Below are 20,852 nucleotides of genomic sequence, written 5' to 3'. Positions count from 1 at the left end.
GCCGAGCACCTCTCGCCCGTTGCTACAGCGTCACCTGGGGAACGGATAGACAGCGGCTCCCGTCACCGTTGCACACGCGCAGCGCGTGCACCGCGCGCAGCCATTCCCCCGGCTCTCGCGCGGGCATTTCCACCTCAACGGCCACGCTCACCGCGCCCCCTGGGGGGATGCTTGCTTGCCTAGAGAGCACCGCGCGAGCGCGGCGCGGCTCCCCTCCCGCTGCGGGAGTCACCTCGGCCCACGCGGGCGCCCATGGTTCCGCTCCGGTGTTGCTCACCTCGAGCACAACCACGGTCCACGTTGACGCTCCGAGCCCCCTGCACTCTACGGGGCGAAGTTCGCCGCGCACATCGAAGCACGCGCGCCCGAAGTCCTCCCCCCTCATGCCCTTCAAGTCCACGACCCCCGCGAGCACTACCGCTGCCGGGCTCACCGCTGGAGGCCGGGCTTTCAACTCCTCCAGTTCCTTGGCTTGCGCCTCGCACCGCTCGCGCGTGGCGGACAGTTCCACGCGGCACGCCTCCACGGTCTGCTGCGGGCGGCGCACGTTGACCACGGTATCCGCCTTGCCCGGCTCCCCTGTGAGCAGGAACACAACGCTAGAGGGGAACCCCTCGCGGTAGGTGACTCGCAGTGCGAGCCGTTCGCCAGTCCCGAGCGCCGCTGCGGGCGAGAGCGTGACGGTGCGATCCCCCACGTCCACCACAGCGAAACGGGCGCGACCCTCCACCTGGACTGACTCACGCACGATCGGCGCATCCAGGAGGATGAGCGTCGGGGCATCAGGTGCCAGGTAGATCACCGGAGACTCGCCAGCCTTCCCCGTGAGCACGACAGAGCGCCCTGCGGGCGCGGCCAGTGCCGTAGCGGCAAGGCCCACCAGCAGGGAGGCCAACGCGAAAGGCGCGGAGCGCGTTTGAAGCAAGGCGAGGAACCTCCCAGGTAGGCCCACAGCCTAGCAGGCGAACAAGGGCGCCCGCGTCGAAGTTCCGCGCCCCAGACCATCCGCGCCGCCGCCCCTGCCTCGACGCGGGAGCGCCCCACCGGGCCGCGCTGGGGCGGCTGGACGCGCGCACCTCTGGGGCCGAGTTGGAGCTGTCCGACGCGGACGCGCGCGCCACGGGGCCAGCGGGCGGCCTGGACACGAGGCACGCACCACCGGGCCGAGCTGGCGCTGTCCGGCGCGCGTGCCCCGGGTCAAGCTGGCGCTATCCGCCGCGCGCACCGCCAGTGCCGCGCTGGCGCCATCAGCCGCGCGCCACGGGCCGAGCTCGATCTGTCCGCCTCGCAGCACCGGGCCGAGCTGCCATGTGCTCCGCCGTTCCGGTGGGGCACCGGGCGCCGGGGCTGATTCGTGCGTTCAGAACTGACCGGCGGCTAGGTCCTCGAGCGACTCGCGGATCAGGCCCTCGAACTTCGCGATCTGCGCCGTCGTCAGCTCTGGCATCGCCTGCTTGGCTCGCGACGGGACACCTAAGAGCTTCGTCCGGCACTTCCTGAAGACGTCTTCCAGCTCCGCGCGCACGCCTGCCGCCGGCACCAGCTCTCCCGCGGCCTCGCGAAACTCCAGCTCCGCCTTCCTCGCCTGCCAGTAAACCTTGACCGCGTTGTTCTCGGTGAGAGTGCTGGTCAGTCTCGCCACCGGGGGCGCGGGTTCCGGCGGCGGCGTGGTAGAGGGCGCCTGCAAATGCCGTGAAGATCCCTCGGCCCGGGGCGGCGTCTCCGCCGGGATCGCCCGCGCGTGCGCTTCCACCACGGCCACCGGTGCCTCGGACAAGTCCGTGTTCTCGGCCCACTCCCGGTCAGCTCGGACCGGATCCACGCTGCCGTCAGGCTCCAGGGTGATCCGGCCCCGGTCGCGCGCCCGTTGAACGGCCTGGAGCGAGCCCCCAGGGAGCCCGAGATCCGCGCGGTGTCGAGCGTAGGCGCGCAGCGAAAGACCCATGACACGGGGGAGTGTCACCTAGGCCATCGAATTTGACAACACGTGTGTCACCCTCCACCAAGGCCATTAACACGCGTCTACGCACCCGCAGGTCCCCAGGGGCCGGAAAGAACCTAAGGCGTGGGGGGAGGTAGGCAGACCGTTTGCGGTTACTGCGGTATCTGCGGTTGTTTTCAGCCCGTGATTCCTAAGATCGTGATGTGTGTTAGTTTCATCGTTAGCAATCTGCGTTCAAAACCAACCGCGATAACCGCTTCAACCGCAGTTCCCGTGGGGCTCGACCCACCACTTAGAGGCATGGCCATGTGAATCTGCCTCCCCCTGTAGGCGCAGTCCGGCGACGATCCGTCCCTTGTTACGGGCCAGCCACTTGCCGAACGTGCGCGCGTCTGGCCGGCCCCGGTTGCTGGCCACTCCGAGGACCGCCTCTCTGAGCGCCTGGAACGGTTCCGCTGTCTCGGGCCTCCGGAACTGTTCCACGGTCTCGAGCCCTTCAGCGATGCGCAGCACTTCCGCCGCAGTCCTGGCCGTAGAGCGTCCCGTACCGATGTGCGCCGCCCAACTGCTCAGCGTCGCTCGGAGCAGGACCATCAAGGGATCCTCGGCCCTGGCCGTCTCCATCGTCGCCGCTGGATCAGCACACCCGAGCCAGATCAACGCTCCCCGCACGGTGTCGCTCCACCCCTCGAAGCTGCCGAGCCGCGGCGCGAGCCCCAGTTTACCCGCTGCGACGTAGGCGCGAACGATGGTGAGCGCGGCTGCCACGTACCGACCACGATCGGCCAGCACCTTTTCAACCGGGTTGCTTTTGAACTGACGTAGCTCTGGCCGCTCCATGTTCGCTTCAAGCCGGGCCAGCAGGACGCGCCGAGTCGCATCCCCGAGGATCTGCAGGTTGTTCCCGGTCAAGAACACCGTGGAACGCGACTCCACGCGGGCGAGTTCGGAGCGTCCGAGGATCCTCACGTCCACCACGGGCCGCTCGATGATCTGGCAGAAGGCATCCCCTCCGATCCCGCCGTTCACGTTGTCCAGGGCGATCACAGGCTGACCTGTAATCACCGCTGCGCCGAGTCGTTTCTCGGATTCTTCCTCGGTCTGCCCGGCCGCCATGACGGGCATGGGCTGGCCGATGCAGATGGCCGCAGATGTGTCCCATAGGAAGGACTTCCCGGTGCCAGGCGTGCTGGCGGTCGCCGCATGAGCGGGAGCAACGGAGAACGCTCCACGCACTACTGGCGTGATCAGCCCACTGAGGCCAACGCTCCGACTCGCATCGTCCGCGAAGGGGAACTCAATCAGGAGATCCGAATAGAGTCCGAGAGCTTGCGCCGCGTCACTGCGCGTGGGTGCGTCGGGGATGGGGGGCATCGACGGCGGAGCCATGAGCACCAGGCGCGTTGCAGGGTCGAATCCCGGCCGGTCGAGGATCGTCCCGTCCGGCCGCATCGTCGGCGTGGTGATGAGTCCCGCGATCGCGTGGACCTTCCAGTCCCCGGCGCGCGCTACCCATGTTTGCGCGACCTCGGCCGGGGGATCGGCGGTGACCCATCCATCCTTCTTAACGTTGCGGCGCTGAAAGGTCGCGTAATGCGACATCAGATCACGCGCATACGTCGGGGTGACCTGAGTCAGCCGCGCAACCTTGGTGCGCCGCCCGTGAGCCGCTTCCACTTCCTCCACCACTGGCCGCACGAGCGCTCCCCCCCGAGAGAATACCTGGACGCCTGCGTTGAGAAGCGCCTGCTCTGCCTGCGTGGTGATCTCCGAGAGCTTGCCGGCTACGAGCTGAATAACAGGCTTGCGCTTGTACCCGCGGGGGTGCTGTGCGTACTTGAGCCCCCCGGGCAGCTTCCGGAGGAGCTCATGCTCTTCCCATGGTGGCTGGCACGTCTTGTTCCATTCCAGGATCAGCGGTTCCGCCTGATCCACAGGCAAAGCATGGTCGTTCAGCAGGATGGCGCAGGCAACGAAGGTGTGCTTGTCCCCTCCCTGCCCCTCGATGGCGGGCCCGTGTCGCCGGAGGTCCTCTCGCGCGGCCTCGATTTCCTCTTCCCGTGCTGGCGGGAAGTGCCCCCGCTCGGGCGCGTCATCATTCGCGACCTTGGGCGGTGACACCCGGTCAATCTCCGCCAGGAGCCACGCGGGGGCGTCTGCTACCGGCACGTCCCATGGAGCATGAATCCAGGTATAGGGCCCGCTCCCGCTGACCGAGGGTGGCGCCACGACATAGCCACGGTCCCCTTTGATATCGATCCCTGGAGCGATCTTCCCGTTGGAGCCCACCGGCACCGGGCGACCGGAAACCCGGAAGTAGTAGTGTTTGCCCCCTCCGCCCGTGCGCGACTCGACCGTCAGCGGGAGCTGCCCGTGTTTCTTTTCGAGCGCAGCAAGAGACTCGTTCCCACCGTTGCGCGGGTCCACGTCGAGGACGATGACCCCCGACGCCGCGCCGGCAAGCACGCCGATATTGACCTCCCCCGGGGGCCTGCGATCGATGAACGCGCACTGGTCGTCCAGGTCTCGCATCCGCGTCGTCCACTCCGTGAACCATGGATGCTTCCCCGGGGATTTGCACTCGGGCCCGAGCGAGCACGTGCAGGAGCCGCGGCGCAGACCATTCCCCGCGATGACTTTCAAGCCTTGCTCTGTAAGCCGGCGCGCGTCGTTCTTGAAGTCGTCTTTGGAAGGCTCGGGGAGCGGCTCGGGGCGGGAGGGGGCGCCCATGTCACGCCTGCTCGCAGGACTTGAGGTAGCGCTCGAGTTCCTCACGGGAGACGAAGGAGCGGCGACCGTCTTTCGTGAGCTTGATCAGCTTCTTCTGGACGCGATCGTAAAAGGTCGATCGGCTGTACCCGAGGGTGTTGCAGGCTGCGGAGATCGAGTAGCGGGCTGGTTCGGGGAGTCGGTCTTTCATGTGGGCGTCTCCAAGCGTTGACACCCACCGTTGTACGGACTCGGACGCCTTCAATCGCGGGGGAAAGCTCGATTTCCGCCCCTCTTTCCCCCTCAATCCCTGCGGAACGTAAATGGAGGCTGGGGATTGCGCTTCAGCACGTCACGGACCGTAGCCTTGATGTCACCAGGGTCAGCGCCGATGAACCCGAGCAGCCGGGCAATCGTTTCCTCGAAATGCGCTCGAAGGCCACGCTTAAACGTCTCGGGGTAGCGACTGCGAACGAGCGCAATCAGCTCATCACGCCAAGTTTCCGGCCGTCGGCCGCGCGTCATCCTTGGGCGTGCCGCTTGAGCTTCAGCCTCTGCTGAGCCAATCAGTCGAGCGAGGTCTGCCTCAAAGGTCGTCCAACTGATGTCCTTGGTTGCCCAGAGGGGCCGCTCAGAAGCGAGAGCCATCTGTAGCGCTCGCGCATGCACTACCATCCCTGAAAAGTGGCTGTATCGACGCTCGCGCTCTTCGTCCCGCGATGATGAGCGGGCCACAGGGATCCAATGCTGGACGGCCCAAACCAAGTCCGCGATCTCATCAGCGGTGAACACCCCCGCAGTAGCCAACCAGCGGGATAGCTCCTCCTCCTGATCCCGCGTAAGGGGACCCGTCCCGACCGGCCGCGTTGCCCTCACGCTGCACCCCGTTCAGCACGCACGAGCTGTTCACACCACCAGTGCGCCAAGCGGACCCGTTCGGGCAGTCGTGCGCCACGGTCATACGCCCGGACAATCTCGCTCGCGTGGACGTGGTCGAGCGCCATTTCGACGGCATCCGGATCGAACTTGTTCTCCTTGGCCAGCGTGGCGAACGCCGCGCGCCAGCCGTGGGGCGTGTGCTTGTCCTTGAGGCCGAGCGTCACCCGATACAGCTTGCTGAGCGACTCGGACACGATGTGCTCGCTGGGGTCCGTGAGGGACGGGAACAGCCAGCGCCCTGAGCCGTTCACCCTGCGCCACGCTCTGAGTTCATCCGCGATCGCGGGCCCGAGGATGACCCGGTGGTCGTGGTGGCGATCCTGGGCCTTCATCTTCGCGCGCGGGATGACCCAGGTTGGCACCTCCGCGTCCAGCTCTGCGAACTCGGCCCACTCGGCTGCGATGACGTTTCCGACGCGCGCTGCGGTGAAGGCGCAGAGTCGGTGTGCCATGCGGACGGCGCTGGACAGATTCGCCGCGCTCGCCTTCCGCAGGATGTCCCCGAGCGCGGCGAACTCCTCAAGCGCAGGCCGTCGGCCCTTCTTACGCTGCCGGGGGATCAGCTCTCGGGAGGACTCCGCCGGGTTGCGGGTACAGAACCCGCGCGCCATCGCGTAGCGGAAGATGCCCGCGAGGCTCTGCCGCAACTTCCGTGCGGTGTCGATGCTCTCGCGCTCAACAACGACGCGCTCGATCAGCGTGCCCACCATGGGATCGGTGATCTCAGCGACCGGAAAGCCCCTGAGCGACTTCGCGTAGCGCTCAAGCGTCTCGGCGGTCGTGTCGAAGTGGGCCTGGCTCCAGCCGGGCCGACTCTTCTCGAGCCAAGCCGCAGCGACGGACTCGAACGTGGTGCCAGCGGAGGTGACCGCAGCGGCGCGGCTCACACGCCGGGCCTGGACGGGGTCCCTTCCTTTCCCGAGGTCGTCTTTCACACGCGCTCGCGCGAGGCGCGCCGCTTGAAGCCCAATCTGGGGGTACGTGCCTGCGGCGAACAGTCGTTCCTTCCCCCCAAAGCGGTACTTCACGCGCCAGACGGGAGTACCGGCCGGAGTGACCGTGAGGAACAGCCCCCCGCCGTCGGAGAGCTTCCAGCTCTTCCCCTCGGGCGGCCTCACGTCGGCCGCGAGCCAGCCGCGCGCCTCCTTGACGTGCGCGTCGACCTCCTTGACGCTCAGCTTGTCGATACCCCCAGCCATGGCAACGCTCCCGGTTCGGTTCGGTGGAGTACCCCACCAGTACCCCCACCGTAGCCGGATGCAGCCGGACAGGACAAGATGACCCCGGACGCATAAACGCCCGAAATAAAAAGAAAACGGCACCCTTGCGGATGCCGTCGGATGCTGCCGGACGTAATCGAACGTCCGTTATGTGGAGGCGGCGGGAATCGAACCCGCGTCCGAAAGCCTTCGGCCCTTCGACCCTACGTGTGTAGTCCGCGCTTTGCTACGTCCCGAAGGCTCCCACGGACGGGATACTCCGAGCCTGTTCCCTCAAGCGGGGGCAGCGCCGAAGCCGGAAAAGGCCAGTGAGCCCCCTGAGGCAGCGACGAGGCTGGAGCCAACCCAGGAGCGCACACTGCGGCTGGATTGTGCCGGGCTGGTGCGCCGGGCTTTCGCGCTCGACGTGTTCGCCTGCGGCTGAGGGCGTGTCTCGGTCACCCTGGGTCGATCCGCTGCGACGGGGGCCGGTATTTGACGCCCGAGACGGTATTTTCATCGGGGACCGGCCGGGCGACCCCACGCTTCAGCCAGCAGCGGCCCTGCGGCCCCTGCACGCCGCGACGGACATAGGTCCAGGAGCCGCAGGCGTCGTCGTCGGCGCAGGCCTGCTTGCACTGGTCCCAATCGTGCGAACCGCCGATGGTGGCGAAGTTCAAATAGTCCGAACCCGGGCGGTTGATCCGCGATTCGAGCGTCATGTCGCGCGGCGTGATGAACCGGCGCGGAGCGGAATCGCAGCAGGGGTTCTTGACGATCGCCGGCTCGGCATTCTTCAGGTAACAGATACCGGTCGGTCCCTGGAAGCCGGGCTTGACCCAGGTATAGGCCTGGCAGGCGCTGTCGCCGCCGCAGCTCAGTCGGCAGGATTTCGCCGAGGGTGCCGCGAAGCGCGCATAGTCACGGCCGGGCAGGTCGACGCCATCGACGGCGAGTGCCGGTGTTGCTGCAAGGATCAACGCGCTCCACACCCATGCCATCCGCATGACGCACCCAGTTCATAGGCCTCATGCAGGTAGATGCCGACGTTGCGGTTTGTGACTTCGCTCTGGGAGGGCCCGGAGCTTGAACTCCACGCCCCTCCAGCCAGGCGCCCCGGCAGGCTCGCGCCCGCTACGAGCTACTGTCCCTGTCGGGTTGGCTTCCAGGTTGACAGTGATAGACGAGCCCCTCTCGGAGGGCTTCTCCTTCCTCATGATGACCGCTGACCTCATTCGTCGCCGCCTGGCCAACCAGCACCTCGGCAGCCGCCGGTTTCGCCGGCCACATGAAGTCGTGGCCTGGCTCGGCGCGATGCAGGCGCAGGAATACGCGATGGCCAAATGGGCCATCGGCTCGCCTACCTCCTCATGGAGGCGGAGCTCGAGGGGCTCATCTGCAGTGGACCGCGCGAGGGCCGGCAGTTCACGTATGCCCAGCTCGACGAGCGCGTGCCGCCAATGAAGCCCCTCTCTCGTGACGAAGCCCTGGCCGAGCTCACTCGCCGCTACTTCGCCAGCCGAGGGCCCGCCCTCTTTGCCTCGAGCAGCGACGCGGACGAGCTTGCCAAGGATGATGTGGGGCAGAGCTGCAGCTCGCCTCCGCCTAGCTCCGATTCGGGTTTGAAGCTCGCAGCGTTTCCTCCACCACCCGCAGATCCACCTCGGGCGGCCCCACGGCCTCGCCGTAGCGCAGCGCCCACTCCGAGGCCTCCTCGATCGACTCCGCCTGGAACATCGCGTACCCGGCGATGAGCTCCTTCGACTCGGCGAACGGTCCATCCATCACCGTGTGCTTGCCGCCTCGGAAGGTGTAGCGCCTGCCCTGCTGGCTGGGCTGGAGCCCGATGTGCGCGAGCAGGACGCCCGCCTTCGACAGCTCCTCGAGCAGGCCCGCGAGCTGCGCGCGCTGCTCCGCGGAGCGCGGGCGGCCGGACTCGGACTCGGCGTCGGCCTTGTACAGCAGCATGTAGCGGTGCGTCGTGAGCTTGGGGGGCACCGGCACCATTCCAATGTCCCAGGCCTCGGTGAGCGGGCGGATGTCGATCTCGGCTTCACCGAGGATGTTCGCCAGCCGCGCAGCCCAGGCGCTGGCGTCCTGGAGGGACGCCGTACGGACCAGGATGAATCCCGCGGGCAGCTCGTTGCCCGGCGTGAACGGCCCCTTCGTGACGGTGTGTCTTCCACCGGAGCTCCGCAGCCGCTCCCCGAGCGAGCTCGCGCGGAGCCCCTCTCCGCCCAGCAACACGCCGGCCTTCGCGAAGTCGCCCATGAGCTTCCCGACACGGGCGATCAACTCCGCATCCGGAATGGCGCCCGCCTCCCAGCGAGGCTCTGTCTTGTGCATCACGATGAATCGCATCGAGTGAAGTTCCTTTCCTTCGGTGGAGCTCAGGCGGTGAGGTATTCGACCACGGCCGGTGTGAGCACCTTCGGGTCGACGTTGTGCATCTGGCCGTCCAGCGTGCCCCGCCGCGCCCCAGGCACGGCGTCCGCGACGGTCTCCGCCGCCTTCTTCAGCTTCGCATCCGTCTTGCCGCCGTACAGGATGAGCGACGGAACCCGGACCGACGCCAGGCGCTCCGCCGGGACGCTGAAGTCCCCCATGATGTTGGCGTCGTAGGCAAGCGTGTGCGCGACAGCCGTGAGCTTCTTCCAGGTGCCCGGCATCAGCCGCATCATGAAGACGACGAAGCCCGGCGCGCCGACCATGTCCCGCATGAAGTACTTCACGGCATCGCCACGGCGGCCCTCGGCGAGGAGCCGCTGGAGCTGGGCTTCATGGTTGGCCTTCGCATGCCGCGCGTCGTGCGCCGCGACGTACGGAGGCTCGTAGGCCACGAGCTTCGGGATGTTCAGCCCGCTCGCCGCCGCCTCGAGCGCGAGCCCGCCCCCGGAGGACAGCCCCACCACGAACGCCGAGCCCCCCGCCGCCTGGAGGAGCGCGTCGAGATCCTCGAGCTCGCGCTCCTTCGCGTACGGCTGGGTGTCGCCGCTGTCTCCGCGGCCCCGGCGGTCGTAGGTGAACACCGTGAAGCGCTTCGCGAGGAGCGGAGCGAGCTTCGGCATGGGACCGAACTGTCGGCTGCACAGGGCGCCGTCCACGAGGATGAGGGCAGGGCCCGAGCCCGACTTTTCGTAGGCGATGGGAGTGCCGTCCTTCGAGATGACCTTGTTCATGGTTTCTCCAATGGCTTCGAGCGGCGTCATAAGCCGGCTCGCCCAGGTGGTCACTCACGAACTCGCGGCGAGAGGAGGGCGCGCACCTGGTGGCTGCGCAGATAGAGGCCACCCCAGACCAGCACCGCCACGTAGAGGGGAAACAGCGTGTGGCTGAAGAGAGGGCTCCCCATCCGCACGTGGGTCGCGATCGCGCCGCCGAACCAGCCCGTCAGCAGGATGGCTCCCAGCCCCCCGGTGCGTGGGAGGACATAGAGCACGACGCACGCGAGCTGGATGAGCCCCAGCCAGAAGACGGCACCCGCCGAGAACCCCAGCTCGGTCGTGCCTTGGACGAAAGGCGCCAGCTGGAGCACCTTGCCCAGCGAGTCGAAGGCCAGGAACAGGATCGCCAGGCCGCTCATCAGGCGCCCGGTCCACCGCGCCTTCCGTGAGCCGGTCACGGCCCCGGCGCCAGGCAGGGAGTTCACATCGAGAAGGTCACGCTGCGAGAGGGCTTCCATGGACGTCTCCGGTGTCTCCGAGGGCCAAATCCCCCGGGTTCAACGGGACGTCGACTGGGGCCGGGCAAAATCGACATCGCCCGTTCCGGGTCCTTCCGGTGGGCGTAACCGACCGAAATCAGGGCCTTTTGCGCCTCACCCTCCGCAGTTGTTCCACCTCACCCTGCGGGGCGGATAGAGGTCAGTGAGCCGACTTGCCCCGTTTATGTCGCTGAGGAAGGAGCCCCCGGGAGCGTGAACGCGAAAGTGCTGCCCACGTCGGGCTGACTCTCGACCCAAATCCGCCCGCCGTGGGCCTCCACGATGCCCTTGGAGATGTAGAGGCCGAGCCCCAGCCCTCTCCGGTCTTCGCCGCGCGCTTGCCAGAAGCGCTCGAACACAGCGTCCAGTTGATGGCTCGGGATTCCGGAACCGGTGTCCGTCACGGAGAAGCGGACGTCCTGGCCTACCGGCTCAACTTGCAGCGAAATCCTGCCTCCTGGCGGAGTGAACTTGAGGGCATTGCTCAACAGGTTGGCGAGCACCTGCAAGATGCGCTCATGGTCAAACTTCGCCATCAGCGTGTTCCCGCGTATCTCCACGTCGAACGAGAGGGACTGGGAGGAGGCCAGAGGTTGGAACGCCTCAACTGACTCCCGCACGAGCGCGGTCGCGTCCTGCAGGGCGGGGGCTACACGGAGCCGTCCCTCTTCGATGCTGGCCACATCCACCAGGTCTCCGATCAGCCGGTTCATCCGCGCCGTGAAGCGCTGGATCTTCTCGGCGGCTTGTACGGTCTTCCTGCCCACCTCGTCCTCGGCTGCATCCCGCTTGAGCAAGGCCGCCTGCAAGGCAATGCCCCCGAGCAGCGTGCGCAGGTCGTGGCTGACCATCCCCATGAACTGATCCCGCGTCGATAACCCCTCATCGGCGCGCGTGCGCTCCATCAGCAACCGCAGGTCCGTTTCCTCGCGTTCCAGGTGAAGGAGGGCATCCAGGGCGCGTCTGCGCTCGGCGCGCTCGTCTCGTCGTTCAGCGTCAGCCGTCGTACGCTCGCCCCGCAAGGCTGCATCCTCGTGTACCCGCTCCCTGGCAACGCTCTCACGAGTTTCCGCGGGCGTCTCACTTCGCGACAGCCGCACATCCGCCTTTTCGCGGGTCGCTCGTAAGAATTCATCCGTCCCTGCCCGTGCCTGTCGGGTGGCGGCATCCGCCTGGTCTTCAATCGCGGTTTGCACGGTGGCGTACTCACGGTCAGACTTCTCGCGCTCCGCGCGCAGGCTTTCATCGGTGCTGGCACGCTCAGGCTGCGGTTTCTTGTCCTTGGTCGGCATGGATCTGCCCCTTTCGCAGCACGCGCTGCGGGAAGAGTAACACACAAGAATCAGCCTTCCTGGACGCTCACCCACGCCCCATGTTCGTCATGGACGCTCGTCACAAGGCCCGCGTCTGCATGGTCTCGTGCCGGTTCCGTCGTAACAGTTCGCCGCCTCCCTCGTGATGGGGGAGGGTGAACTGTTACGACGCGTCGGACGCGGGCCTCGTGGCGAGCTCCAACACCACAGCGCGGCAAACATCCATGCGATCGCGCGCGCCCTTACATGGGGAGCGTCCGGCAGCAGGCCCCCGTGGCGCTCGGCGATATGGAACACGAGCGCTCCTGACTCGAGCAGGACGAGCTCGCCTTCCTCATAGGTCTGGATTTGCCCGAAAGGATGGGGTGCCCGATGCGCGGGCTCCTTCATCTCACCAGCGCTGGTGATGTGCTGATGGTGATGGTGCTGCGCAGGCTGGACGGAACGGGAATCCTGGAGGGATATCCGAACCTTTCCGCCTATGTCGCTCGCGGCGAAGCCCGGCCCGCCTTCAAGCGTGCTTTCGAGGCTCAACTGGCGGTCTTCACGGGCTCCTCCACGCAGGTGCGGAGGAGCTGAGCGCGGGGATTGGCGGTGCCCCGCACCCCCGCCCCTCGGGAGAGGGGCGAGGGCTCACGTGACTACTGGATGGTCCAGGCCACCGTGCCCGTGCAGCTCGTGTTCGAGTAGCAGCCGGCACGAATCTGATACGTGCCCGCCGTGGTGGCGGTGAAGCTCAGGCTCGAGCCCCGGCCGCTGCAGGCGTCATCGTTGGAGGCCACCTGCGCGTTCGCCGGGCTGTAGAGGCGCAGGTAGGTGTCACCGGTGAAGGTCGCCCCCGCCAGCCCGCAGGTGCCCAGGGTGATCTTCTGTCCGGCGGCCAGCGTGACGCTCTGGTTCACGGTGCTCTGCTGGGCGCTGTTGGTGTTGGTCGCGCTGTAGGTGTACGTGTTGCCCGTGGGAGGGGGCTGGCCGTCGACGATGTCCCACACCACTGTGCCGCCGCAGCTGGTGTTGTTGTAGCAGCCGGCGCGGATCTCGTAGTTGCCGGCCGTGGCCGCGGTGAAGGTGAGGCTGGAGCCGCTGCCGCCGCACGCGTCGTCGTTGGCGGCCACCTGGGTGGCGCTCGGCCCGAACAGCCGCAGGTACGAGTCACCCGAGACCGTGGCGCCCGTCAGGCCGCACGTGCCCACCGTAATCTTCTGGCCCGCGGTGAGGGCGACCACCTTGTTCACGGTGCTCTGCTGAGCGCTGTTGGTGTTGGTCGCGTTGTAGCTATAGGAGTTGGGCGGGGGCGGAGGAGGCGGCGGCGGCGGAGAGCCATCGCCGTTGGAGTCCGGGCAGTTCGCGCCGGGCAGGGCGCACGTGGGCAGGCTGCTGCCCAGGTGGCTGATCACCGACTGGATGGGCACGCCGCGGTTGGCGCAGTTGGCGCAGTGGTGCAGCGCGACGACCAGGTTGTCGCTGTGCCCCAGCACCGGAGAGCCGGACGAGCCTCCCTGCGTGTCCGCGAAGTAGCCCACGTCGCTGGGCCCACCCGACTGGCACGCCGCCTCGTTGAGGCTGTAGATCTCCGCGAAGCCGGACTGATCATTCGCGTGCGTGGACCGCACGGCGATCTTCTTGCCGTAGCCCGCCGGGTGCTGGGGGATGAAGATGCGCTCGTTGACCACCGCGCCCGTGCCGCGCAGCTGCAGGTAGCCATAGGTGTTGATGGGGTTGGTCGGCAGCTGGACCAGGGTGTAGTCGCGCGGGGCGTCCGTCTTCACCAGCGTCGCGGAGGTGGCGATGATGGTGCCGGGACAGCCGAACCAGCTCGCGCAGCTCGTCGAACAGCTCGAGCCCTCGGCCATGAACTCGTAGCTGGTGTTCTGCGCGGTCGCGGCCGTGTCGATGCAGTGGTTGTTGGTCATCAGGTGACCCTGGCTGCCCACCAGCCAGCCCGTGCACGCACCGCTGCCGTTGATGAGCAGGCGCGCCACGGGACGGGCGCGACCGTAGATGGCCGGATCGCTGCTGGCGTAGCAGGGCGCCCACTGCGAGTCGTCCGCGCCGCAGAGCGCCCTCGGCTCGATGCCCATCTCCGTGTTCGTGTAGCCACGGGCGAACCGGTCGATGGTGTAGCCGTGCTTGTTGAGGATGCCGCGGCGGCCGGAGTGGTCCTGGCTGTGCAGCTCGACGATGGCCGTGTCACCGGCGATGTGGATGGCCCAGAAGCCATCCCGGGCGCCCGGGTGCGAGTTGTCGTAGCGCCACGAGCGCGAGTTGTCCGGAGCGCGGACGACGACGAAGTCTCCCTCCTCCAACTCCAGGCGCTCGAAGTGCGGGGCGATGTACGCGGCGCCGGGGTGGTGGAGCACGTCCGTCCGGACGAGGCCGCGGGCGCTCACGTCGCGCGAGGCGTAGGGGTGAGCGGACTCGAAGCGCTGGTAGACATCCTCGCCTACCTTCGTGAGGCGCTGGGACGAAGCGGAGGGCTGGGAGGCCTCGCAGACATTCGAGGAGGGATTGGGGGAGGCCTGGGCCGCCAGCGGGAGCACCGCGAGCAGGCAGGCCAGTCGGATTCGGTTCATCACGACTCCTGGGGGATGGGGAAACACAGCCAGAGCTACATGTACTGGTATACTTGTAGACTCTGACGAGCAGTGAAATCCAGACTTCCCGCTCTTCTAGAGCTCGTCCTTGGCGAAGAGCTGGGAGGCCTTCACGAACTGTGGCGGCGGCCCGGCGACGCCAGGATGGCCCTCGGATCCGCTGGGCCCGCTGTTGCCGAAGCGGCCATCCTGTCCACGTGCTCCCTGCGCGCCATTGCCTCCAGAGCCGGGGTGGCCCGCGCCACCTCCATAACCTCCCGGCCCCGCGGCCCCCGGCCCATTCACGATGCGGACACGCTCCTTGAGCGCAGCCTGCTTGCCGTCGAACTTCACCGTGACGGCGCCGCCCTTGCCTCCAGTGCCGCCAGGCCCCCCGCTGCCTCCGTCACCGCCATCCCCTCCGTTGCCGTTGCAGCACTCGCCCGAGGTGCTCTCGCTGTAGCCCTGGTAGCCCATGTTGCCCGACCCTCCAAAGCCTCCCTGTCCCCCCCGTCCTCCCGACACGTCCACCGTCAGCGGAGGCCCCGCCGGATCCAGCACGTAGTAGGCCTTCCTGGAGCCGCCCACCTGCTTCACCCGCACGAGCACCAGCTGGCCCTGCTCCGGGTGCTTCACGTACGTCAGCGCCACCTCGACGGGCAGCGCATCCTTGCCGGGCCCCCCAGGACCTCCGGGGCCGCCCATCCCCCCGTTGCCGCCGTTGCGCTGGGTGGAGGAGCTGATCTGCGCGAAGGCACCCTGCTGCCCCTGCTTGCCCTGCTGGCCCTCCTCTCCCTGGAAGTTGGCGACGCGCTCGCACTTGAAGTCCGGAGTGAGCGTGAGCTGCGCCGTCACCGTGGGCTTGTCCACGGCCGTGGCGGTGATCACCACCGGCTGCTGCGCGGCCTTCGCCGTGTCGGCCACGAAGCTCCACTCGCCCCCCTCGGAGATGGTGCCGAGGCTGGCGCTCCACTGAACCATCTTGAAGTACTGCAGGCCCTTGCCGTCCTGGGCGCCCTCGTGTCGGTTCCCCTTGCCCGTGAGGACCAGCCGCAACGCGGGTGGCTTTCCTCCCTGGCAGTACGTCGTGCTCCCGTCCGTGGTGGCCAGCTCGATGGCCTCGACGTCCTTGGCGCTCAGCTGCTGCGCCTCGGCGGACGCCTGGGCCGCGGCCTGGCGGTCGCGTGCCTCCTGCGCGTCCTTCGCGGCCAGCGCCCCCAGCACGGCGGAGCAACCCGCCGACGACCAGGCCAGGGCTCCCAGAAGCGCCCACCGGGTCCACTGAACCGCCCTCGACTGTGTGTCCATGTTCCCTCTCGACAAAGCTTCACTCATGGTGACTCGGCTCTACGACACACTCCCACGCCAGGGTGGGAGTGAGGGCTCCTCCCACCGATCCACCGGGTGGAGGCGGTCCCTCGTCTTCAGCAGCACCGAGGAGACACGTGTCATGCCGAACCGTCGCATCGAGGGGATGCCGAGGGCGCGCTGGCTCGCCTCGAGCCCGTCGCCGCGTGGACACCGGCCTCAGCTCTTGCGCTGGCGGTCGAGCCAGGCGATCAGCCCCTGCGTGTTGAGCTGGAGGTCCCCGCCGAGCACCTCGTCGAGCTGCTCCTCGGACAGCATGCAGCCGTGACGGCGCAGCAGCCCGAGCCACAGCGCGCGCATGTCGGCGGAGATGGCCTCATGGCGGTCCGCGGCGTCGCGGTGACGGAGCGCGATGGCTACGAACTCGCGGATCTGCAGCTTCAGCAGCTCCCCGAGCCGGGGCACGTCGGTGACGCGGCTGTAGTGCGTGAGGTACAGCGCCCGCGGCGCGTAGCCGAGCAGCCGATCCACCGAGGCGATGAGCTGCTCCGGGTCGAACTGCGTCGGCGTCGTCGTGGGGACGATGAACGCGCCGCTCTCCGTGTCGAGCTCGCGATAGGACAGCCCGAACGTGTCACCGGTGAAGAGGTTCCGGTGCGACAGATCGACGATCGTGTGGTGATGCAGCGCATGCCCCGGCGTGTGCAGGAGCTCGAGCTCGCGGCCCGCAAGGCTCAGGCGCTGCCCGTCGTGGGTCGTCATGACGCGCTCGGCGGGAATCGGCACCAGCTCGCCATAGAGCTCGCGGTACACGTCCTCGCCGTACACCGCGATGGAGCCGGCGATGAGCTTCGTCGGATCGACCATATGCGGGGCGCCGCGCGGATGGAGGACGGCGCGAGCGTTGGGCAGCGCCTGCATGAGCCGCCCCGCGCCGCCGGCGTGATCGAGGTGCACGTGGGTCAGGAGCACGTAGTCGACCGCCTCGCGCGCGAGGCCGAGCTCGTCGAGCGCGGCGAGCAGATACGGCACCGAGTGCGTCGTGCCCGTGTCGACGAATGCGGCGCGGCCTTCGTGCGCGATGACGTGAGCCGCCGCCATGCCGGGGCGCATGTACTCCGTGTCGATGGCCGTGATGCCGTCGGGGTGCCGCTGCAAGCGAGGTCTTTCCACGGGGTGTGTCCTGGGCTGACGGAGGCTCGACGCGCTCCGCCGGGTTGGCCAGGAGCCGTGGCCGCCACGCGAGCGTCGCCGTCTTGGGTGGCCGTACGTCCGGCGGCACCATATAGCAGAAGCCATGAGTGAAGCACCCTCGGTCCGTCCTCCCTGGACCCTGCCCCCCATCCCCGCCGTGGTCCTGGCGGTCGTGAGCGTGCAAGGGGGCGCCGCCTTCGCCAAGGACTTGTTCCCGGCGCTCGGCGCGGCGGGCACGGCGGGCATGCGCATCGGGCTGTCCGCGCTCCTGCTGCTCGCGGTGTTCCGGCCATCGCTCGGGCGGTTCACGGGCGCGCAGTGGCGCGCCGTCATCCCGTATGGGGTGGTGCTCGGCGCGATGAACCTGACCTTCTACATGGCGCTCCAGCGCATCCCCCTGGGGCTGGCCGTCACGCTGGAGTTCGTGGGGCCCCTGGCGCTCGCGGTGTCCGGTTCGCGGCGCGCCCTGGACTTCCTGTGGGCGGTGCTCGCGGCGGCGGGCATCTCCCTCATCGCTCCGTGGCAGGGGGAGGCCAGCGCGCTCGACCTGTTGGGTGTGGTGCTGGCGCTCGTCGCGGGGGGATGCTGGGCGGCGTACATCGTGCTCGGCGGGCGCGTGTCCCGGGTGCTGCCGGGAGGGCAGAGCGTCGCGACGGGGATGCTGTTCGCGTCCCTGACGGTCCTGCCCTTCTCGTTCGCGGAGGGACTGGCGTCGCGCCTGACGCTTCCGTTGTTCGCGGGAGGGCTGGCCGTCGCGCTCCTCTCCAGTGCGGTGCCCTTCACCCTGGAGATGATGGCGCTGCGGGTGCTGCCGAGCCGCACCTTCGGCATCCTGATGAGCCTGGAGCCCGCGGCCGCGGCCCTCTCGGGCCTGGTGTTCCTGCGGGAGCAGCTCACCGTGACGCAGTGGCTGGCGCTGGTGTTGGTGAGCGCCGCGTCCGCCGGGACCGCGCTCACCGCGCGCCGGGTGCCTCCGCCCGTGGAGGCTTGAGGGAGGCTGGCCCGGGTGTTTCCCCGAGCCAGCTCCAGCCGGAGCCCAGCTTGTGATGGCTGCTAGTGGATGACGCCCTTGCGGCAGGAGCCGCCCGGGCCACCCAGGCAGTAGTAGCCCGTCGGGCACTGGCCCGCGGCGTCACACGGCGTGACCATCACGTCGATGATGCCGCGGCGGCAGACGCCGCCCGGACCGCCCACGCAGTAGTAGCCGGTCGGGCAACGGCCCTCGGTGTCACACTGCGGGAGCAGCGCCTCCACGTTGCCACGGCGGCACAGGCCGAACGGGCCGCCCACGCAGTAGAACCCCGTCGGACACCGGCCCTCCTCGTCACACTGCGGGAGCAGCGCCTCGACGACGCCGCGGCGGCACAGGCCGAACGGGCCGCCCACACAGTAGAACCCCGCGGGGCACTGGCCCTCTTCGTCACACTGCGGGAGCATCTGCTCCACCTCTCCTGGCTGCGCCACCACGTTCTCGGGCGTCGACGACAGCTCGGACTCGTCCGCCTCGATCGTGCCGCCACAGGCGCTCACAGCGAATGCCACCGCGAGGACCGCTGCACTCAGCCAACGCTTCATCATGTTCGTCTCCTGGGAGAGGGGGGTGAGACGCTCGGCATCCTAGCGCCGACCTGGAGCCCGTCAGCACAGGTTAACCAGTAACAGATGTCATTCCGGTGTAGTCGGAACCCTGCACCGGAGCCGCAGTCCTTGCGCCAGCACCTTTGCCGCGCCGCGACGCGCGGTCAGGGCTGAGGGGCCGGAGGCGGAGTCGGCGGCGGCGCCCACGGGCGGACCTCGATGCTGGAGCCGTAGCGGAGGGCCGGGTGCGCCCGCGCCACCTCCACCGCCTGGGGGAAGTCTCGGGCCTCGAGGAAGAGCAGCGAGGATGACGAACTGTTTCATGGGTGGACTCGCTCGGGTGAGTGGTTCATGCGCCACAACCCGAGCGTCAGCCGTCGCGGGCATGGCGAGCCCTCACCGCTCCCGATCGCCCTTGCGGCGGCGCTCGGGCTCCGGAGTCTGCGCGGGCAGCTGGTTCAGCAGCTCGACGCGGGCCCCGTCCGGCACCAGCGTGAGCAGCGCCCCGCTCTCCAGCAGCCGCTGGGTCTCCAGCAGCTCGAACGTCCCCTGCAGCACCTCGGGGTCCTCGCCAATCTTCTGGAGCGCCGCGCCGACGATCTGCGGCCGCAGCGCCGCGGCGCGGGCGAACTCCACCGCGCTTTGTCGCTCGGCGGTGCTGGTGATGATGCTGACCTGGTTGGCGCCGTCCTGGCGGATGGCGCTGGTCACCTGGCGCAGCCGGTTGACGACCTTCTCCTCGATCTGGCGAATCATCTGCGCGTCGCGGAAGTGCACCTTGCGCACGTACACGCTGCCCAGCTTGTAGCCCCACTCGTGGCTCTTGGGGCTCACCTCGGCGCGCACCGCGCGGCTCATCTCGTGCCGCGTCTCCAGCATGGCGGCCAGCTTCATGTTGGACAGGCAGCGCACCACCGCGTTGCTCACGTTGGCCGCCAGGCTGCCGCGCGGGTCCGCGTTCTCGAAGAGGAAGCGCTTGGGGTCCGAGACGTACATCTCGTACCAGATGCCGATGCCCATGGGCGCGCCCTCCTCGGAGTTCACCGCCTGGCTGCGCAGGTACTGCTGATCCAGCCGCAGATCCACCACGTGGCAGGTGCCCAGCAGGCGGATGAAGAGCCCCTTCCAGCCGAGCTTGGGCCACAGCAGGTGGAGCCCGGGCTCGTCCAGCGTGAGCACCACCGAGCCGAAGAGCACGTACACGTGGCACGAGCGCTCCTGCACGATGGTGTAGAAGCCGAACAGCCGCAGCAGCCCGAAGAAGATGGGCAGCGCCACGGCCATCCCGATGAAGCCGATGGCCGCGCCGATCAGGGTGCTAATCATGCTTCACCCCCATGAACACCGACTGCGCCTTCTGGTACAGCCCCAGGCGGATGTTGCGCAGGTAGGCCTGGAGCACGCCCGGGCCGCTGCGCTTGAGCAGTGACAACTGGTTGGACAGGGCCAGGAGCGGCTCCACCTCGGCCTGGGCCCGGAGCGTCTCGATCTCCACCGCGCGCCGGCTCTGGACGATCTTCTGGTCCGCGGAGGCCTGGGCCAGGCTGATGTCGCTGGAGACGTGGTTGTGCGCCGTGTTGATGGCGGCCAGGGCGCTCTCCACCTCCTCCGGTGGATCGATGCCGGTGATGAGCGAGGCCTCGAGCACTACGCCGTAGCGGGACTCGCTGCCCTTGCACTCGTGGTCCATGTGCTCGTTGAGGTCCCTCAGGTTCTTGCGCAGGTCATTGATGGAGACGCCCGACACGATGCTCGCCTCGATGCGGGAGACGGAGGGGTCCGGCGGGGCGGGGGGCGCCTCGAAGTTGGCGATGCGCTGGCGCAGCACGGAGACGAAGAAGCCCATGACGTGCGAGATGGGCTGCTTCACGCCGAAGAGGAAGGCGTAGAGGTTGTTCTCGGAGACGCGGTAGCGCAGCTGGCCGGTCAGCCCGGTGTTGAGCTGATCCTTGGTGACGGCCTCGATGACGGTGCCGTTCTGGTTGGCCTCCGGGTTGTCCGGGTCATAGGCCATGTTGAGCGTCTGCGTGGCCACCGACACCTTGCGCACCTGCTCCCAGGGCCACTTGAAGTAGGGGCCACCGGGGCGGATGACGAGCAGCTGCGGGTAGACGTAGCGGTCCTCGTCCGTGCGCGCGAGGCCCTCGGACAGCGGCCCGGTGCGGTTGGTGAGCCCCTCCGCCAGACGCTCGGCGCGGCCCAGGCGCACCTTCACGGCGCGCTCGTTCTGGTCCACGGTGAACAGGCCGCCCACCACGCAGCGCAGGAGCAGGTAGGCGAGCACGCCTAGCGGCACGCCGCCGAGGACTTCGAGGAGGAAGGTGTCGAAAGGGTCCATGGGGTGACTCTAATGGAACGCCCGCCGGGCAGGCAGTTCGTGTCCACCCTTATGGG

18 protein-coding genes and 1 pseudogene are annotated in these 20,852 nt (G+C 68.1%); 3 read left to right on the top strand and 16 right to left on the bottom strand.

Features of this window, described 5'->3' with window-relative positions; genetic code table 11:
* Positions 1-22: 22 nt before the first annotated feature.
* The 6 genes from KY572_RS00830 to KY572_RS00805 all read right to left on the bottom strand — a co-directional run bounded on the left by KY572_RS00830 (position 23) and on the right by KY572_RS00805 (position 7,796).
* Positions 23-925, bottom strand: a complete 903-nt coding sequence (locus tag KY572_RS00830; RefSeq protein WP_407659859.1) for a DUF2381 family protein — start codon at positions 923-925, stop codon at positions 23-25.
* Between the two features lie 435 nt (positions 926-1,360).
* On the bottom strand, positions 1,361-1,945 hold the full coding sequence (locus tag KY572_RS00825) for a hypothetical protein (protein WP_224240203.1): 585 nt from the start codon (positions 1,943-1,945) through the stop codon (positions 1,361-1,363).
* A 255-nt stretch (positions 1,946-2,200) separates the two neighbouring features.
* A complete protein-coding gene (locus KY572_RS00820) occupies positions 2,201-4,672 on the bottom strand; it encodes a bifunctional DNA primase/polymerase (protein ID WP_224240202.1) in 2,472 nt (823 codons plus the stop codon).
* Between the two features lies 1 nt (position 4,673).
* Positions 4,674-4,862 carry a helix-turn-helix domain-containing protein gene (locus KY572_RS00815; protein ID WP_224240201.1) on the bottom strand — a complete coding sequence of 63 codons (189 nt, stop codon included), beginning with the start codon at positions 4,860-4,862 and terminating at the stop codon, positions 4,674-4,676.
* A gap of 661 nt (positions 4,863-5,523) precedes the next feature.
* A complete protein-coding gene (locus KY572_RS00810; protein WP_224240200.1) occupies positions 5,524-6,789 on the bottom strand; it encodes a tyrosine-type recombinase/integrase in 1,266 nt (421 codons plus the stop codon).
* A 458-nt stretch (positions 6,790-7,247) separates the two neighbouring features.
* Positions 7,248-7,796 (bottom strand): PAN domain-containing protein, encoded by a 549-nt coding sequence (locus tag KY572_RS00805; protein WP_224240199.1) that lies wholly within the window; start codon positions 7,794-7,796, stop codon positions 7,248-7,250.
* A gap of 294 nt (positions 7,797-8,090) precedes the next feature.
* On the opposite strand from KY572_RS00805, the pseudogene KY572_RS48020 reads away from it, so the two are divergent.
* Positions 8,091-8,312 (top strand): annotated as a pseudogene (locus KY572_RS48020) (DNA glycosylase AlkZ-like family protein); the annotation flags it as partial.
* Between the two features lie 82 nt (positions 8,313-8,394).
* Here KY572_RS48020 and KY572_RS00795 read toward each other — a convergent pair.
* The 4 genes from KY572_RS00795 to KY572_RS00780 form a co-directional block, all read right to left on the bottom strand.
* Positions 8,395-9,150: a YciI family protein gene (locus KY572_RS00795; RefSeq protein ID WP_224240198.1), complete on the bottom strand. Its 756-nt coding sequence runs from the start codon at positions 9,148-9,150 to the stop codon at positions 8,395-8,397.
* 29 nt (positions 9,151-9,179) lie between these two features.
* A complete protein-coding gene (locus KY572_RS00790; protein WP_224240197.1) occupies positions 9,180-9,968 on the bottom strand; it encodes an alpha/beta fold hydrolase in 789 nt (262 codons plus the stop codon).
* Positions 9,969-10,018: 50 nt separating this feature from the next.
* The gene (locus KY572_RS00785; protein WP_224240196.1) at positions 10,019-10,471 is read right to left on the bottom strand and encodes a DoxX family protein; all 453 of its coding nucleotides are present in this window, start codon (positions 10,469-10,471) and stop codon (positions 10,019-10,021) included.
* Between the two features lie 203 nt (positions 10,472-10,674).
* Positions 10,675-11,784 carry a sensor histidine kinase gene (locus tag KY572_RS00780; RefSeq protein WP_224240195.1) on the bottom strand — a complete coding sequence of 370 codons (1,110 nt, stop codon included), beginning with the start codon at positions 11,782-11,784 and terminating at the stop codon, positions 10,675-10,677.
* Between the two features lie 393 nt (positions 11,785-12,177).
* Here KY572_RS00780 and KY572_RS00775 point away from each other — a divergent pair, with 393 nt between their 5' ends.
* Positions 12,178-12,384: a glutathione S-transferase family protein gene (locus KY572_RS00775; RefSeq protein ID WP_224240194.1), complete on the top strand. Its 207-nt coding sequence runs from the start codon at positions 12,178-12,180 to the stop codon at positions 12,382-12,384.
* Positions 12,385-12,446: 62 nt separating this feature from the next.
* Here the strand turns inward: KY572_RS00775 and KY572_RS00770 are convergent, their stop codons facing one another.
* The 3 genes from KY572_RS00770 to KY572_RS00760 all read right to left on the bottom strand — a co-directional run bounded on the left by KY572_RS00770 (position 12,447) and on the right by KY572_RS00760 (position 16,859).
* A complete protein-coding gene (locus KY572_RS00770) occupies positions 12,447-14,378 on the bottom strand; it encodes a serine protease (protein ID WP_224240193.1) in 1,932 nt (643 codons plus the stop codon).
* Positions 14,379-14,474: 96 nt separating this feature from the next.
* Complete coding sequence (locus KY572_RS46920; RefSeq protein ID WP_263451264.1) at positions 14,475-15,686, bottom strand: collagen-like triple helix repeat-containing protein; 1,212 nt, start codon at positions 15,684-15,686, stop codon at positions 14,475-14,477.
* Between the two features lie 219 nt (positions 15,687-15,905).
* Positions 15,906-16,859: an MBL fold metallo-hydrolase gene (locus KY572_RS00760; RefSeq protein ID WP_224240192.1), complete on the bottom strand. Its 954-nt coding sequence runs from the start codon at positions 16,857-16,859 to the stop codon at positions 15,906-15,908.
* 124 nt (positions 16,860-16,983) lie between these two features.
* Between KY572_RS00760 and KY572_RS00755 the strand changes: the two genes are divergently transcribed.
* Entirely contained in the window at positions 16,984-17,871 is an 888-nt protein-coding gene (locus KY572_RS00755) for an EamA family transporter (RefSeq protein WP_224240191.1), read from the top strand.
* Positions 17,872-17,933: 62 nt separating this feature from the next.
* Here KY572_RS00755 and KY572_RS00750 read toward each other — a convergent pair whose 3' ends face one another.
* From KY572_RS00750 to KY572_RS00740, 3 genes are all read right to left on the bottom strand, one after another.
* On the bottom strand, positions 17,934-18,458 hold the full coding sequence (locus tag KY572_RS00750) for a hypothetical protein (RefSeq protein ID WP_224240190.1): 525 nt from the start codon (positions 18,456-18,458) through the stop codon (positions 17,934-17,936).
* Positions 18,459-18,854: 396 nt separating this feature from the next.
* A complete protein-coding gene (locus KY572_RS00745; RefSeq protein ID WP_224240189.1) occupies positions 18,855-19,784 on the bottom strand; it encodes an SPFH domain-containing protein in 930 nt (309 codons plus the stop codon).
* A complete protein-coding gene (locus KY572_RS00740) occupies positions 19,777-20,796 on the bottom strand; it encodes an SPFH domain-containing protein (protein WP_224240188.1) in 1,020 nt (339 codons plus the stop codon). Before KY572_RS00740 ends, KY572_RS00745 begins: the two co-directional genes overlap by 8 nt.
* Between the last annotated feature and the right edge of the window lie 56 nt (positions 20,797-20,852).

The organism is Hyalangium gracile (assembly GCF_020103725.1).
In the GTDB taxonomy this organism is placed as follows: Bacteria; Myxococcota; Myxococcia; order Myxococcales; family Myxococcaceae; genus Hyalangium; species Hyalangium gracile.
This window is presented reverse-complemented; position numbering and strand designations above follow the sequence as displayed.